The organism is Pseudarthrobacter defluvii, assembly GCF_030323865.1.
GTDB lineage: Bacteria > Actinomycetota > Actinomycetes > Actinomycetales > Micrococcaceae > Arthrobacter > Arthrobacter sedimenti.
Genome location: NZ_CP066362.1, coordinates 140,176 through 153,684 on the forward strand (window position 1 = coordinate 140,176; position 13,509 = coordinate 153,684).

General features: G+C 67.0%; 16 protein-coding genes. 10 read left to right on the forward strand and 6 right to left on the reverse strand.

What is annotated here, in order from left to right; translation table 11 throughout:
• Window positions 1–20: 20 nt before the first annotated feature.
• Window positions 21–452: a LexA family protein gene (locus JCQ34_RS00690; RefSeq protein WP_286400832.1), complete on the reverse strand. Its 432-nt coding sequence runs from the start codon at window positions 450–452 to the stop codon at window positions 21–23.
• Window positions 453–589: 137 nt separating this feature from the next.
• Between JCQ34_RS00690 and JCQ34_RS00695 the strand changes: the two genes are divergently transcribed.
• From JCQ34_RS00695 to JCQ34_RS00710, 4 genes are all read left to right on the forward strand, one after another.
• Window positions 590–1,432, forward strand: coding sequence for a hypothetical protein (locus JCQ34_RS00695; protein WP_286400834.1), 843 nt, complete (start codon window positions 590–592; stop codon window positions 1,430–1,432).
• A gap of 115 nt (window positions 1,433–1,547) precedes the next feature.
• Window positions 1,548–2,366: an HAD family hydrolase gene (locus JCQ34_RS00700; protein WP_286400835.1), complete on the forward strand. Its 819-nt coding sequence runs from the start codon at window positions 1,548–1,550 to the stop codon at window positions 2,364–2,366.
• Window positions 2,367–2,486: 120 nt separating this feature from the next.
• Window positions 2,487–2,735: a hypothetical protein gene (locus JCQ34_RS00705; RefSeq protein ID WP_286400836.1), complete on the forward strand. Its 249-nt coding sequence runs from the start codon at window positions 2,487–2,489 to the stop codon at window positions 2,733–2,735.
• A 49-nt stretch (window positions 2,736–2,784) separates the two neighbouring features.
• Window positions 2,785–3,612: a glycerophosphodiester phosphodiesterase gene (locus JCQ34_RS00710; protein ID WP_286400837.1), complete on the forward strand. Its 828-nt coding sequence runs from the start codon at window positions 2,785–2,787 to the stop codon at window positions 3,610–3,612.
• Between the two features lie 32 nt (window positions 3,613–3,644).
• On the opposite strand, the gene JCQ34_RS00715 is transcribed toward JCQ34_RS00710, so the two are convergent.
• On the reverse strand, window positions 3,645–4,013 hold the full coding sequence (locus tag JCQ34_RS00715; RefSeq protein ID WP_286400839.1) for a hypothetical protein: 369 nt from the start codon (window positions 4,011–4,013) through the stop codon (window positions 3,645–3,647).
• A gap of 135 nt (window positions 4,014–4,148) precedes the next feature.
• On the opposite strand from JCQ34_RS00715, the gene JCQ34_RS00720 reads away from it, so the two are divergent.
• Window positions 4,149–4,385: a DUF6480 family protein gene (locus tag JCQ34_RS00720; protein ID WP_236800509.1), complete on the forward strand. Its 237-nt coding sequence runs from the start codon at window positions 4,149–4,151 to the stop codon at window positions 4,383–4,385.
• 60 nt (window positions 4,386–4,445) lie between these two features.
• Here JCQ34_RS00720 and JCQ34_RS00725 read toward each other — a convergent pair whose 3' ends face one another.
• The 3 genes from JCQ34_RS00725 to JCQ34_RS00735 all read right to left on the reverse strand — a co-directional run bounded on the left by JCQ34_RS00725 (window position 4,446) and on the right by JCQ34_RS00735 (window position 8,905).
• Window positions 4,446–5,507 (reverse strand): EAL domain-containing protein, encoded by a 1,062-nt coding sequence (locus JCQ34_RS00725; RefSeq protein ID WP_286400842.1) that lies wholly within the window; start codon window positions 5,505–5,507, stop codon window positions 4,446–4,448.
• A gap of 171 nt (window positions 5,508–5,678) precedes the next feature.
• Window positions 5,679–7,229: a putative bifunctional diguanylate cyclase/phosphodiesterase gene (locus tag JCQ34_RS00730; RefSeq protein ID WP_286400844.1), complete on the reverse strand. Its 1,551-nt coding sequence runs from the start codon at window positions 7,227–7,229 to the stop codon at window positions 5,679–5,681.
• 20 nt (window positions 7,230–7,249) lie between these two features.
• Entirely contained in the window at window positions 7,250–8,905 is a 1,656-nt protein-coding gene (locus tag JCQ34_RS00735; RefSeq protein WP_286400846.1) for an ATP-binding protein, read from the reverse strand.
• A gap of 225 nt (window positions 8,906–9,130) precedes the next feature.
• Here JCQ34_RS00735 and JCQ34_RS00740 point away from each other — a divergent pair, with 225 nt between their 5' ends.
• From JCQ34_RS00740 to JCQ34_RS00760, 5 genes are all read left to right on the forward strand, one after another.
• The gene (locus JCQ34_RS00740; RefSeq protein WP_286400848.1) at window positions 9,131–9,904 is read left to right on the forward strand and encodes a class I SAM-dependent methyltransferase; all 774 of its coding nucleotides are present in this window, start codon (window positions 9,131–9,133) and stop codon (window positions 9,902–9,904) included.
• A gap of 156 nt (window positions 9,905–10,060) precedes the next feature.
• A complete protein-coding gene (locus JCQ34_RS00745) occupies window positions 10,061–10,510 on the forward strand; it encodes a hypothetical protein (RefSeq protein WP_286400850.1) in 450 nt (149 codons plus the stop codon).
• A gap of 88 nt (window positions 10,511–10,598) precedes the next feature.
• Window positions 10,599–11,045 carry a hypothetical protein gene (locus JCQ34_RS00750; protein ID WP_286400851.1) on the forward strand — a complete coding sequence of 149 codons (447 nt, stop codon included), beginning with the start codon at window positions 10,599–10,601 and terminating at the stop codon, window positions 11,043–11,045.
• A gap of 67 nt (window positions 11,046–11,112) precedes the next feature.
• Window positions 11,113–11,922 (forward strand): SDR family oxidoreductase, encoded by an 810-nt coding sequence (locus JCQ34_RS00755; RefSeq protein WP_286400852.1) that lies wholly within the window; start codon window positions 11,113–11,115, stop codon window positions 11,920–11,922.
• Between the two features lie 105 nt (window positions 11,923–12,027).
• Window positions 12,028–13,149 carry a glycerate kinase gene (locus JCQ34_RS00760; RefSeq protein WP_286400854.1) on the forward strand — a complete coding sequence of 374 codons (1,122 nt, stop codon included), beginning with the start codon at window positions 12,028–12,030 and terminating at the stop codon, window positions 13,147–13,149.
• Here the strand turns inward: JCQ34_RS00760 and JCQ34_RS00765 are convergent.
• Window positions 13,146–13,496, reverse strand: a complete 351-nt coding sequence (locus JCQ34_RS00765; protein WP_286400856.1) for a LuxR family transcriptional regulator — start codon at window positions 13,494–13,496, stop codon at window positions 13,146–13,148. The genes JCQ34_RS00760 and JCQ34_RS00765 overlap by 4 nt on opposite strands.
• Window positions 13,497–13,509 lie beyond the last annotated feature (13 nt).

Genomic DNA, 13,509 nt, shown 5'->3' on the forward strand with positions numbered 1-13,509 from the left:
ATTCTCACCCCTTGCGCAGCTCAGACATGGTGCAGGCACCTGGTTGCAACACCCCAGATGGTCAGCTCGGACAGGGCGGGGACGTGGATGTCCTGGTACTTGGGGTTCTCCGCCTGGAGCACCACTCCGGTGCGGGTGATGCGGAGGCGCTTGACCGTCAGTTCCCCGTCCAGCACCGCGATCACCACGGATCCGTCCCTGGGTTCCAGGGCGCGGTTCACGATCAGTTCGTCACCGTCGCTGATGCCCGCTCCCTCCATGGAGTCCCCGGTCACCCGGACCACGAAGGTGCTGGTGATGTCCTTGATCAGGTGCGCATTCAGGTCGATCCTGCCGTCGAAGTAGTCCTGTGCGGGCGACGGAAACCCGGCCGCCACCGCCACCGGCGAGATCAGCACCGAGAACAACGAGGCACCCGCATCTATCACGCGGGGACCGATAACAACGCCCACAACACACCTTTATTCGAAAATATGTTCGATAGTTTCAGTGTAGCCCCGGAGGCTGACAACGGACACTCCTCAAGGCTGGGGCGCCGAGGGGCTAGGCTGGGAGCACCGTCGGCTCTGGGGGGGAAACGATGCGGTTCTTGAGGTTTTGGTTCGTTCCGGCAGTGATGCTCGCCGCGCTCACGGGCTGCGAGTACAGCGGGCCGCCGGAGGGGCAACCGGCGAAGCCGTCAGCCACGGCGGCAACGGCACCTCAGGAGGTGGCCACCGGCCACGCGGAGGATCCGCGCCCGGCAGAGGTGCAGGCCATGCAGGAATGGTCGCGCCGGCAGCTACAGCTCGAGCTGCCAGGCCAGTTCGCCGGGGCCACCATGTCAAGCACCACAGTCAGTTACGGCTTTGCGGCGGCAAAACCCGGCCATTACGACGTTCACTTCACCTGCCAGGGTCCAACGGAGACGGAGCTGTCGCTCGCCACCCAGGCCGGCGGCGAGGTCCTCGTGCCCGTCCAGGTCCCCTGCGACGGTGCCGTCTTCAAAGCCCAGGTGACGCTTTCCATCCTGGGAGTGGAGTTCCTCATGAGCCCTGCGGACGGCGCCAACGGCCGCTACGCCTTCCGGCTGGTGCCAGCCTCCCCAGCGCTTACCGCCACTGTGCTGCAGGGAACGGGCGGACTGAAGGCGGTGGTCAATACCGGCCAGGCATCCGCTCCCGGACCTGCGGCGGAGCTCAAAGGCACGCTGGACAGGGACGGGGCAGGGTGCGTCATCCTGCAGGCGGAGGGCGGGGACGATTACACGCTGATCTTCCCCGCAGGAACCAGCCTCAGCGGCGGGACACTCGTCCTGCCCGCCGGCCCCCGGATTACCGCTGGCGACCCGTTAGTCCTCACCGGCAACCGGGTACCCGCCGATGAAGGGCTGAGCATGTGCCTGAATTACGCCCGGCTATATTCCGTGGAATCGGCTGCGATCATCCGCTGATGGAAAGGGCAGATCCGCGTCCAGCAGGCGCGGGAGTTCTTCCCCAGCAGGTACGACGGCGGCCTGCCGCCTTCCAGCGAACGCCAGCTGCCCAACGCCCACGTAGACTTGCAGGATGCGGCTGGTAGCAAGCGATATCGACGGAACGATCCTCGGGCACGACGGCAAAATCAGCCCCCGCACCGTCCGCGCCTTCCACGCCTGCCGGGACGCCGGCGTCGAACTCGTCTTTGTCACCGGCCGCCCACCCCGGTGGCTGCACCCCCTCGAAGAGCAGCTGGGCCACACTGGTCGCGTGATCTGCTCCAACGGCGCGGTGGTGTGGGATCTCGAGGCGGACCGCTTGGTCTCTGCCCGCGCCCTGGCCATCAACACCGTCATGGAAGTGCGGAGCATTATCAAAGAACTTCGCCCGGCGGCGCTGTTCGCCGCGGAGACGCTCACCGGCTTCCACCTGGAACCGGGCTTCATCGAGAACGAATCCAGCGAGTTGCTCGCCGAATTCACCCCCGCGCCGCTGAAGGACACGCTCACCCGCGACGACTCCGTGGTGAAATTCCTCGCCATCGTCCGCGACGGCACGCCTGACGACTTCCTCGCCGAGGTGGCTCCCGCCGTCGGGCACCTGGCCGCCGCCACCCACTCCTCGCCCGGCGTCGCGATGCTGGAACTGTCCCTTCCCGGCGTCAACAAGGCTGTCACCCTGGCAGAGTATGCGTCCGCCCTGGGCATTGAGGCGGCCGACGTGGTGGCTTTCGGGGACATGCCCAACGATATCGAGATGCTCCGCTGGGCCGGACACGGCTATGCGATGGCCAGCGGCCACCCGGAGGCCATCCGCGCGGCAGGGCAGCAGGCGCCGCATTTTGACGACGACGGCGTGGCCCAGGTTTTGGAGGCCCGGCTCGCTTCCCTGGGCGTCCAGTTTTCCTGAAACTACCCTGCCGGCTCCGGCGGCACCGTTTTCCCAGCCTGCGCTCACCTGGCGTTTACCTTCCCGCCGTAGCGTGAAGCGTGGAGAGCAGGCACCTCCGCCGGCTCAAAGGGGGTAACGATGGCAAGAAGCACCAAGCAGCACGCAGCCGATGGGCCGCTCCGCGCAGCAACACCGGCCCCGCACTGGAAGCAGCTGCGCCAAGGCGACCGCGTCCGGGTCCTCTTTTCACCCGGCTTTGAGTCAAGCGGCGTGGTGGACACCATCACGCCGGACCACACGGCGGTTTGGGTCCACCTCGACGGCGGCCGCGGGCGCACCCTGCTGCATTGCAGCGACGGCGTGGACATCCTTCCGTGCACCGACTGAACTGCAGCAGCGCTGACTGAAGGCCTCGCGCCTCGGGTACGCTCGCAGTGTGACCCTGCCCTTCTTCGAGCACCCGGACGACGCCGGGCGGCAGCTGCCCATCGCCATGGCCCACCGCGGGTTCTCCGCCGATGGGCTGGAAAACTCGATGGCCGCGTTCCGCGCCGGCGTCGAACTTGGCTTCCGCTACCTTGAAACGGACGTCCACACAACGTCCGACGGCGTGCTGCTGCTGTTCCACGACGAAACCCTGGACCGGGTGACGGACGGCAACGGCCGGGTGGCGGAACTGCCCGCGGCGGAGGTGGCAAAGGCCCGGATCAACGGCCGCGTGCCCATTCCCACCTTCGACGAATTGGTCGCCGAGCTTCCCGGTGCCCGGCTCAACCTGGACGTCAAGGACTGGGGCTCGGTCCGCAGCACCGCGGCCGCCATCGAGCGGAACCAGGTGCACCACCGGGTGCTGGTCACCAGTTTTTCGGACCGCCGGCGGCGGGCGGTACTGAAGCTGCTCAGCCAACCGGTGGCTTCGTCCGCCGGAGTGGCCTCGAACGCCCTCTTCACGCTGCTGGGCCCGGTACTGCCACGCCCGGTGTTCCGGCGGCTCATGGGCCGGGTCCTCCGTGACGTGCACGCACTACAGGTACCCGTCCGGTATGGGCGGATACCTGTAGTCACTGCCGGCTTCATCCGGCGCGCCCATCAACTGAACCTGGTGGTGCACGTATGGACCATCAATGAAGAGGCCGAAATGCGCCGGCTCCTCCACCTTGGCGTGGACGGGATTGTCACGGACCGGGCGGACCTGCTCCGCGACGTGCTGCGGGCCCGCGGCCAGTGGCGGGATGCGCCGGGGACCAACGACCCGACCGGCTGAACCCCGCCCGGCTTACTGAACCTGTCGAGGGACTAGCCGCGGTCCGTTTCGGTGGGCGCCGTCGCATCGCCGGCCAGGCCGCCGTCGTCCATCTCCTCGTTCTGCTTCCGGTCGTGCCGTGCCATGTCGCTGTGTGCCCTGTCGTTGTCCGTCCCGTCGACGTCCCCGCCCAGCGGGCTGTTGGACACCGGAGCCGGCGCTGCCCCTGTTTTGAGGCCGGGGGCCTTCTGCTTCTCCGCCTCCATCGCGTTTGACCCTTCGCTTAGGGACGAGTGCACTTCAACGTCGTCATTGGGGTCTGCCGGGTTCGGAACATCCGTCTTTTCCGTCGGCTTGGATGTCCCGGCCAGGTCCTCCATGGCGTTCTCCGCTGCCTTGCCGATGCTGTCGCCAATTCCCATCTGACTGCTCCTTCCGACATCGCGTGCCGGCGCCCCAGCGGCGTACCGGCCCTTCTCCTCCAGAATTATCAGCATGCTTACAATTAGTCCAGTGCTGGGGAATTGAACCGCAGCCGGAGAGGAAGGAAAGGCAGCATGAGCACTTACCATCCGGAAAATGACCCCGCGAACCCCGACCGTCCAGGGAAGGACGATGTTGGCGCCGCCCAGCCCCACCTCGCTGAGCAGCGCAGCAAAGAGTCCGGCGGCTCGCCGAACCCCGACCCCGCAGAGGGCAATGTCACCGGCCTGGAACCAGGCGGGGGAGTACCTCCCGGAGAGACGCCGCCCGCCGAGGACCAGATGAGCAGGGACCAGGGCCACTCCGAATAGTGCCTGGTGTCCAGCTGCCGGCGGGCCTGCGGTCTGCCGGCAGCTGGCCCACGGCCAGCGTTAGGAGGTCGCCTTGCCCTGGCTTTTCCGCGGCTTGCTGGGGCCGGCCAGGTGGCGCTCCAGGCCGTCCATGTCCAGGCGCGTGTTCCATTTGGCCCAGTCCTCAGGCCGGACGGACGGCCGGCCCAACAGGTAGCCTTGGCCGGCGCTGATGCCAAGTTCGCTGAGGGCCTTCAGTTCGCCCACGGTCTCGATGCCTTCCGCCACCAGGGTCACGCCGATCTGGGCGGTGAAGTCCACCAGGCAGGACGCGAGGGCGTGCTGCAGCCCGTCCTTGTCCACATCGGCGATGACATTGCGGCCCACCTTGAGGAAATCGGGCCGCAGATGGATCATGCGGCTGAGCGCCCCCGCGCCGCTGTGGGTGTCGTCGACCGCGACCCGGAGCCCCTTTTCACGCAGCGGATTAATCGCGGAAATGAACTGCAGGTATTCCTCTTCCGGGATATCCGCGGTCAATTCGAGCACCACCCGGTCGATGGGAAGCTCGATGTGGTCGAACAGTTCCGGCAGCCGCGGGTCCATGCAGGAAGTGGGCGAAATGTTCAACGAAACGTAAAGGTTTTCCGGCAGGTTTCGCGCCGCCGCAGCAGCGGACCCGAGCGCGGAAAACTCAAGGTTTGCCCCCAAGCCCACGGCGGCTGCCTCGGCGAACCACAATTCAGCGGCGGCACCGTCGTCGCTGACGAAGCGGGAGAGCGCCTCCGCGCCCACCACGGTTTTTCCTTCGAGCCCATAGATGGGCTGGAAAGCGGTCATCAGCATCTTGTTCTCGAGCAGGGCGCTGATCCGGGACATGCTGCGGATGGCGTCTAACTGCTCAGCGAACTGTGGCGGCAGGGCGGGCGGCGTAAGGCGCATCTCCCTGGCCGTTTCCAACGTCTCGACCGTATTGGCATCGCTCTGCCGGGTCTCGAGCAGGTACTCCAGCAACGCCCGCTCGGGCACGCCGGGATTCTCGTCGAGGCTTGTGCTCAAGCGCTGCCGGATGGCGGCTCCTGCAGGATCCGTATCCGCCAGGACAGCGGCGATAATTCCCCATGCCTGTACCCGAACCGACATTAGCAACGCCCCCAGTTGACGAAGTAATGACCCGATGGCCCAATTATGTTCAAATTTCCAAACGCCTTATAAAAGTACGATGCTGAAAGACCCTGAAACCTGCGGCGAAGAAGAACCGGACACCGCACGCTGATCGTATAACGGCGGCTCCAAAAGCGCAGTAGTTTCGCGCTATTGGTTAGCGCTTTCCTGCTGGTCAGCAAGCAGTTCCGGTATTTGCTCCGGCGGGACGGGGCGGCTGAAGTAGTAGCCTTGGGCGCTGCGGCAGCCCAGATCACGCAGGATCTGCGCCTGCTCCGCCGTCTCAACGCCTTCCCAGACCGCTTCCAGCCCGCATGCCCGGACCAACTGCAGCACCGCTGCCACCAGGGCCGGCTGGCTGGGGTCGCTCTCAAGGCCGGTGATCAGCGACCTGTCCACCTTGACCCGGTCCACCGGGAGGCGGCGGAGGTAGCTGATGGAGGAGTAGCCGGTGCCGAAGTCGTCGATTTCGATGCCCACGCCCAGGCCGCGGAGACCACCCAGTGAATACCGGTCCAACTCGTTGCCTTTGACGATGGCCACTTCCGTCAGTTCCAGGACCACCTGCTCCGGCTTGACCCCTGTTTCCTGGAGGGTGTTCCGCACGTCCTCAATGAACTGCAGGCTCTGCAGGTCCGTGGCGGAAATGTTGATGCGCACGGAGAAGGAACTGTCCACCAGTTCGGCGTCGGTCCAGCACCGGAGCTGCTTCACGGCGGTCTGGAGCACCCACAGGCCCAGTTCCGAGATCAGCCCGGCTTCCTCGGCAAGGGGAATGAACTCGTCAGGCATGATGAAGCCGCGGGTGGGGTGGTTCCACCGGACCAGCGCCTCGACGCCTTCAATCCGGCCGGTGGCAAGCTCTACCACCGGCTGGTAGTGCAGCGTCAGCGCGTCGTCTTTGATGGCGGCCCGCAGGTCGTCCACCAACTGGCTGCGGAGCCGCCGCATCAGCAGCAACGCGGGCTCGAACCTGTGCAGCTTGTTTTGCCCCTCGGCCTTGGAGGCGTACATGGCGACGTCGGCCTCCATCAGCATGTCTTCCGGGGTCCGGCCTTCGCTGCCCACGCTGAGCCCGATGCTGGCACCACAACGAACGCTGCGGCCGGGCAGCTCGATGGGTTCGTTGAGCGAGGCCAGGATCCGGTGCGCCACGACGGCGGCCTGGTCCGCCGACGCCGACGGCATGACGATGGCGAACTCATCCCCGCCCAGCCGGGCAACGACGTCGGACACCCTGACGGCGTTCCGGAGCCTTTCACCCACGGTGACCAGTACCTGGTCCCCGGCCGTGTGCCCCATGCTGTCGTTGATCGATTTGAAGGCGTCGAGGTCCATCAGCAGGATGGCTGGACCTTCTTCTCCCGTTTCCCGCCCGGACCCCGAGCGGGCCTCGAGGGCCGCGCGAAGGGCTTCGATCAGCGCCGAACGGTTGGCCAGGCCCGTCAGCGGGTCCTGCATGGCCATCTTTTGCATCTCAAGGTGTGCCTCGTGCAGGAGCTGGGTGCGGACCTGGACGCGCTGTTCAAGTTCTTCGTAGATAACCTGCAGGTCCTCGGCCAGCAGGTTGGTGCCCATGATGATGGCATCCAGCTCATCCCGGGCCGGTGATACCTCGATGCGGGAGGTGAGGTCGCCGGAGGCAAGCCGGACAATGCCTTCCAGCAGCTGGGAGAGCCGGGGGTCGTCGTCGGTAAACATGGGCAGTCCTCCTTCGGCGCCTAGTTGGCCTGCACGCGGTCAGTCCCAAGGGGGAGGCAGACGGTAACCGTGGTCCCGGAGCCCAGGGTGGAGTCGACTTCGATCTGCCCGCCGTGGCGGTCCACGATGTCCTTGGAGATGGCGAGGCCCAGCCCTGTCCCCGGGATGGCACCGTTCATGGCGTTGGAGGCGCGGTAGAACCTGGTGAAGACGTGGTTGATTTCGTCACTCGAGATGCCGATGCCGGTGTCGGAAATCCGGACGGTGGCCCACTTGGAGCCGTCCTCGGCGGCGTGGGATTCGCTGCCCACCTCGATCCGGCCGCCCTTGGGCGTGAACTTGATGGCGTTGGACACCAGGTTGGTGAACACCTGCTGCAGCTGCACCTCATCGGCAAGGATTTCCGGGTCCTCCGGCACCGGGTCCACCTCGATGGTCACGTTTTGCAGTGTGGCCAACGGCCGCAGCGCCGCGGCCACCAGGTCCAGGGTGTGGCCCAGGCGCACCGGCGCCAGGTGCATCTCCGTGTTGTCCAGGCCGCCGCGCGAAACGCTGAGCATGTCCTCTATGAGCGTCCGGAGCCGCTCGGTGTTGCGGACCACGATGTCCAGCATCTGGTGGACCTCCCTGGACACGGGGTGCTCAGTGCTTTCCTGGATCATGTCCAGGTACGCCATGATCGAGGTCAGGGGCGTGCGCAGCTCGTGGTTCACGGTGGCCAGGAAGTCTGTCTTGGCTTTGTCGAGTTCGCGCAGCTGCTTCACCACCTGCTGCTGGCTGCTGATCAGGTGGCTTTGGATCAGGCCATAGGCGGCGTTGCCGGCCACGTGCTGGATCAGCCCCAGTTCGGCGCTGGACCAAGTGCGGGGCCGGTCCATCATGGCGATCCAGATGATGCCCAGGGAGGAATTTCCTTCGCCGATGGGCACTGCCAGGGTGGAGGCGGCTCCGGCGACGGCGGCCACGGGCTTGTCGTCTGTTTTGGGCTCGGCCTCGTTCCCTTCGGCGGAGAGGGTCTCGGTCCCCGCCCAGAGCGCGTCCGCCGTGGCGCGGGCTTCGTCCTCGCCGGGAAGGGCATCCGCGGGCAGCCCTGCCAGCCCGGGCCGGTGCCAGGCGGCCGTGATCACGGGGACCCGGTGGTCCTCGAAGGTGGCCAGGACTACGTGGTCCGCCCTAAAGGTCCGCCCGAATCCGGTGACGACGTGGTTGGCGATCTCCTGGGGATCGTTGGTGGCGCGCACTGCAGCCGAGACCTCGCGCAGCTGCCCGCGCAGCCCTTCGGCCTCCTGCCGGGAGGCGCGGCGCCGGGACACCTGCTCGATCAGGACGGAGGCCCGGTGGACCAGCTCCCTGGGGGCAGGCGGCTTGGTGATGCAGTCGTGGACGCCTGGCGCGTTGGCGGCGCGGATCTCCTGCGGGTTGTCCAGGTCCACCAGCACCAGGACGGGGACGGTGGACGGGACTTTTGACAATGCTGCGGACAGGGCGGCGTCGGCGACGATGACGGAGGGTTCGGTGGTGTGCAGCAGGGCGGCGAGGCCAGCGGCGTCGGCCGCTTCGAAGACGCTGTAGCCGGCGTCGCGCAGTGCCTGGGTGTTGGTGGCCAGCCGGCCGGCGTCGGGATCGGCGACGACGGCGGTGCGGGGCAGGCGGGTGTCACTCGGCACAGCCGTCACGGTGCTCCCTTCCCTCCCAGTTGAGTACATTCTAGGGGGATGGCCGCCGGGCAGGTCTACTGGGAGGAAGCTGCTTCCACCACTCCGTTCCCGTCCCGGCTCCACGCCACGTACGGCAGGGCGCGCCGTAATGTAGCCCAACGTGCCGCGGCTCCCGGCGGGGGAACATATATTTGAGCCGTGTCCCCAACAAACTCATCTTCCTCGGCCTGGCAGAAGTACCTGATGATCCCCAAACTCGTCAGGCTCTCCCGGAACGCCCCGAAGGACCGGCACAAGGCGTGGGACACCTACTGGGCCGGTATCACCGCCACGGGCCCGGGTGGGGAGGTCCTGTGGGACTCCGGCAGCGACCATGAGTTCCTTGGCTACAAGGACAGCCTCCAGCGCTACCTGGATCCTGCACTTCCCGTAGTGGACACCGGCTGCGGCCACGGTGGTTTTACCCGTGAGCTCGCCGGGATCTTTCCCAAGGTCATTGGTGTTGATGTCTCCCGGCACGCCATTGCCAGGGCGCGCGCGGAGTCTGCAGGCAGCAGCGCAGCATTTGAAGCACGGGACATGACGGCGGAGGGTGCAGGCGCAGCGCTGGCCCAGGCCATTGGCGCAGGCGAGGACGGGGCGAACGTTTTCATCCGCGGCGTACTGCACGTCCTCGACCCCGGGCACCAGACGGCACTCGTTGAAAACCTGTGGCATCTTGCCGGCCTTCGCGGCACCGTGTTCATGGCCGAGACGAATTTCCAGGGGAACCCGGTGGAGTACGTGTCCCACCTCGGAGCCACCACCCGCGGCATTCCGGCGCCGTTGGAACTCGCCATCCGCGGACTGCCCATGCCGGGGCACTTCGGGCCCGAAGAGCGCGAACGTGCCTTCCCGGCGTCGGCTTGGGAACTCCTTGAGGATGGCCACGTGGCTATCGAAACCAACCCGGCAACCGGTGTCCCGGGACAGGACCGGGTGCCCGGCTACTACGCGGTGGTCCGCCCGCTCCGATAGCGGCCCCCGTACCTCCCCTGCCTGTCACGCAGGCTTTACCCCCCGCTCCGCAAACCGTCCGCAAAGCACCCTCCCCTCCCCTTGACAGGGGGTCCGCTCCGGAGGCTCCATGGTAAGTAGACTTACTAGTTAGCCCGAAGCGAAAGGAAGGCGGGCGTGGCAGAAGACAAAGGCAGCAGGAACCGCGAAGCGGGTGGGAGCGGGGACGTCGAGGACCTGGGGGCTGGCCCCGAGGGCGGGAAGATCCGCCGCGGACCGGACTCCGCAAAGTCCCTGAAGTACTCGCAGGAAGTAACCCCAACCGAGGATGAGCCAGAGCGTGAAGGCCGCAGCCTGGCCACCACCCACCACGAAGTCATCAAGCAGTGGGCGGAGGAGCGCGACGGCGTGCCGGCCACCGTGGAGGGCACGGAACACGGCGACCACCTCGGAGTATTGCGGATCGACTTCGGTGGCAAGGACGACAAGCTCCGCCACGTCAGCTGGGAGGAATGGTTCGACACCTTCGACTCCCGGAAACTCAACTTCATCTACCAGGAACAGCGCAGCGACGGCACCCAATCGAACTTCTTCCGGCTGGAAAATCCCAACCGGGAAGACGCCTGAGCCGCACCCGCGCCCCAGCGCTTGACGGCGCCGGATCACCCTCCGGCGCCATCTGCCAACCGCCGGCGCAAGACCTACAGGACATATCATGAGCAACCTCATTCCATCCGGCGCACTGCGCCGGATGCTGCTGCCCCCCACCTATGGACGGCACGTCACCTCCGCCACCGAATTCACCATCCTTTCCGTGGAGGTGTGGGCTTCCGGCCTGGTGGTCAACATCCATCTGCCCTCGGATGACGCACCTGAACCGCGGCTCATCCTGCAGGACCACTTCGGAACCGAATACACCCTGCAGGAATCGGCCACCGTGGGTTCCCGCAACCTGCAGGTGTTCACCCCGTCGGTACCGCCGGGCACCAGGAGCCTGACCATCAGGTCCGCGGACGACTCCGACGGCCGGCCCGTGGTGACCTTCGCCGTCCCGCTGATGGCCGTCCCAGAAGCAGCTGATGATTCGGGGGCGGCGGTCCGGGATGACGTTGCCGAAGCCGACAGCGAGTCCTGCCAGCCGGACTTGCGCCGCCCCGCTTAACCCAACGCCCCGCCTGACCCAACGACCAGCCCAACCGACCGAGCCCAACGCAAACGAAAGGCCCGCCATGCCGGACACCAGCCACTTTGCCCCCACCACCGCCATCGTCACCGGCTCCGATTCCGGGATCGGCAAGGCCACTGCCGTGGCGCTGGCCCGCGCCGGGATGGACGTCGGCGTCACCTGGCACTCGGACAAGGAGGGGGCGGAGGAAACTGCTGGGGAAATCCGGGGCCTGGGGCGCAAGGCTGTGGTCCGGCGGCTGGATACCAGTCAACTGCGCGACGCGGGAGGCGTCATCGACGAACTTGCCGAGGAGCTGGGCGGGCTGGATGTTTTCGTCAACAACGCGGGGACGGGGGCAAGCACCAAGTTCCTGGACATGGAAATCGACGACTGGATGCAGATCCTGGACACGAACCTCAACGGCGCCTTCGTCTGCCTGCAGGCCGCTGCGCGGCGCATGGTCAAGGCGGGCACGGGCGGACGGCTCGTGGCGGTGTCCAGCGTGCACGAGTTCCAGCCGCGCGTGGGCTCATCCGCCTACGACGCGTCCAAGCACGGCCTGGGCGGCCTCATGAAGACACTTGCCCTTGAGCTGGGCCAGTACGGCATCACGGCCAACACGGTGGCACCCGGAGAGATTGCCACCCCCATGACCGGGCAGGAGGACCAGGACCCGACGGCGGCGGAGCGGCCCGGGGTGCCGCTGGGGCGGCCGGGGAACGCCTGGGAGATCGCCAACGTCATCGCGTTCCTTGCCTCGCCGGCCTCCAGCTATGTCACTGGCGCGGGCTGGGTTGTTGACGGCGGCATGCTGCAGATGGGACCGCAGGCGGGCTCGCACATCACCAGCCACGACTGGCGCGAGGCCTAAAGGGAGCCGCGCGGGGGAGGGGAGTCTCCCATTCCCTGCAATGCTGAGGTCCACATCCCGGATTGGGCAAACGCTTTCCCGCGGCGTGCTGGCATGATGGACGGCATGCGCATTCTTATCGCTCCGGACAAGTTCAAGGGGTCCCTGACGGCAGCCGAGGCAGCCGCAGCCATCGCCGAAGGGGCCCTGCGGGTGTACCCGGACGCCGTCGCCACCCAGTTCCCCATTGCCGACGGCGGGGAAGGCACCCTGGAAGCGGCGGTTGCGGCAGGCTATGAGGAGCGGCTGAACGCGGTAGTTGGCCCCATCCTCGCCCCGCTCGGCGCTGCCTGGGCCATCCACAAGGGCGCCGGCAAGGTGACCGCGGTGATCGAGACGGCGCAGGCGTCCGGCCTGGCCGACATGGAACCAACCCCGGCCAACTCATTGCGCGCCCACAGCTACGGCTGCGGCCAGCTGATCGCGGCGGCGCTTGACGCCGGAGCCACCGAGATCGTCCTGGGCTTGGGCGGTTCGGCCATGACCGACGGCGGCAGCGGCGCCCTGCGTGCCCTGGGCCTGAAGCCGCTCGACTCCGCCGGAAACGTGGTGCCACTGGGCGGCGGCGCGCTGGCGGATGTGGTTGCCTTGGACACGAGTGGGCTGGACCCGCGGCTGTCCGCCACTACTTTCCGCATCGCTGTCGATGTCCGCAACCCGCTGTACGGTCCCACCGGCGCGGCGCACGTCTTTGGGCCCCAGAAAGGTGCGGACCGGGACGCCGTGGAAATGCTCGACGCCGGGCTCCGCAACTGGGCATCTGTGCTGCGGGAGGCGACGGGGCGGGACGTGAACGTACCGGGCGCCGGCGCCGCCGGCGGCTTCCCGGCGTCGTTCCTTGCCTTCACCAGCGCCACGCTGGAAGGCGGCTTCGCGCTGGTGGCCGGCCTCACCGGACTGGCGGACCAACTGGGCCAGGCGGACCTGGTGATTACGGGCGAAGGATCCATGGACTCGCAATCGCTCACCGGCAAGGCGCCGATTGCGCTCGCCGACGCGGCCCGGGACCGCGGGATTCCTGTCATCGTGGTGGCGGGCAGGATCCTGGTGACCCTTGAGGATCTCGCCGGGCACGGCGTGGAGGCGGCTGCCCAGTTGCTGGACGTGGCATCCAGCCCGGAGGATGCGGTGGCTAACGCCGGCAAGTACTTGACCTGGGTTACAAGCCAGGTACTTGAGGGCGCCTAGCCGACGATCGTGGTGTTGCGGCGGCGCCGGAAGATCAGGATGGCGATCACCACCAGGACGGCCACGCCGGCAATCACCCACGGGGTGTAGTTAAGGCGCGTGTTCTCATTCTGGGCCGACTCCCCGGTCCCGGGGTTGGCCGGGCCGGTGGACGCGGAATCCCCCGGAGAAGGTGTGGGAGAAGTGGCTGCCGCCCACGCAGCGCCTGTTGATCCCGGGGCCACCTGTTCCGGGGCTGCCTGGCTGGCGGTGGCTGCCGGTGCCGACGCAGTGGCTGCGCCGGCCGGCAGGGCCGGGGCGGCAAGGAGCAGCAGGGCCAGAAGGGTGGTTCGCACAATGGTTCGCATACAGTCTCTCCTT

What these genes read in the sequence shown, in the direction of transcription:
- JCQ34_RS00700 (WP_286400835.1), top strand. Translation starts at nt 1,548, where the DNA reads ATGCGGCTGGTAGCAAGCGATATCGACGGAACGATCCTCGGGCACGAC.
- JCQ34_RS00705 (WP_286400836.1), top strand. Translation starts at nt 2,487, where the DNA reads ATGGCAAGAAGCACCAAGCAGCACGCAGCCGATGGGCCGCTCCGCGCA.
- JCQ34_RS00715 (WP_286400839.1), bottom strand. Translation starts at nt 4,013, where the DNA reads ATGGGAATTGGCGACAGCATCGGCAAGGCAGCGGAGAACGCCATGGAG.
- JCQ34_RS00720 (WP_236800509.1), top strand. Translation starts at nt 4,149, where the DNA reads ATGAGCACTTACCATCCGGAAAATGACCCCGCGAACCCCGACCGTCCA.
- JCQ34_RS00725 (WP_286400842.1), bottom strand. Translation starts at nt 5,507, where the DNA reads ATGTCGGTTCGGGTACAGGCATGGGGAATTATCGCCGCTGTCCTGGCG.
- JCQ34_RS00730 (WP_286400844.1), bottom strand. Translation starts at nt 7,229, where the DNA reads ATGTTTACCGACGACGACCCCCGGCTCTCCCAGCTGCTGGAAGGCATT.
- JCQ34_RS00740 (WP_286400848.1), top strand. Translation starts at nt 9,131, where the DNA reads ATGATCCCCAAACTCGTCAGGCTCTCCCGGAACGCCCCGAAGGACCGG.
- JCQ34_RS00750 (WP_286400851.1), top strand. Translation starts at nt 10,599, where the DNA reads ATGAGCAACCTCATTCCATCCGGCGCACTGCGCCGGATGCTGCTGCCC.
- JCQ34_RS00755 (WP_286400852.1), top strand. Translation starts at nt 11,113, where the DNA reads ATGCCGGACACCAGCCACTTTGCCCCCACCACCGCCATCGTCACCGGC.
- JCQ34_RS00760 (WP_286400854.1), top strand. Translation starts at nt 12,028, where the DNA reads ATGCGCATTCTTATCGCTCCGGACAAGTTCAAGGGGTCCCTGACGGCA.
- JCQ34_RS00765 (WP_286400856.1), bottom strand. Translation starts at nt 13,496, where the DNA reads ATGCGAACCATTGTGCGAACCACCCTTCTGGCCCTGCTGCTCCTTGCC.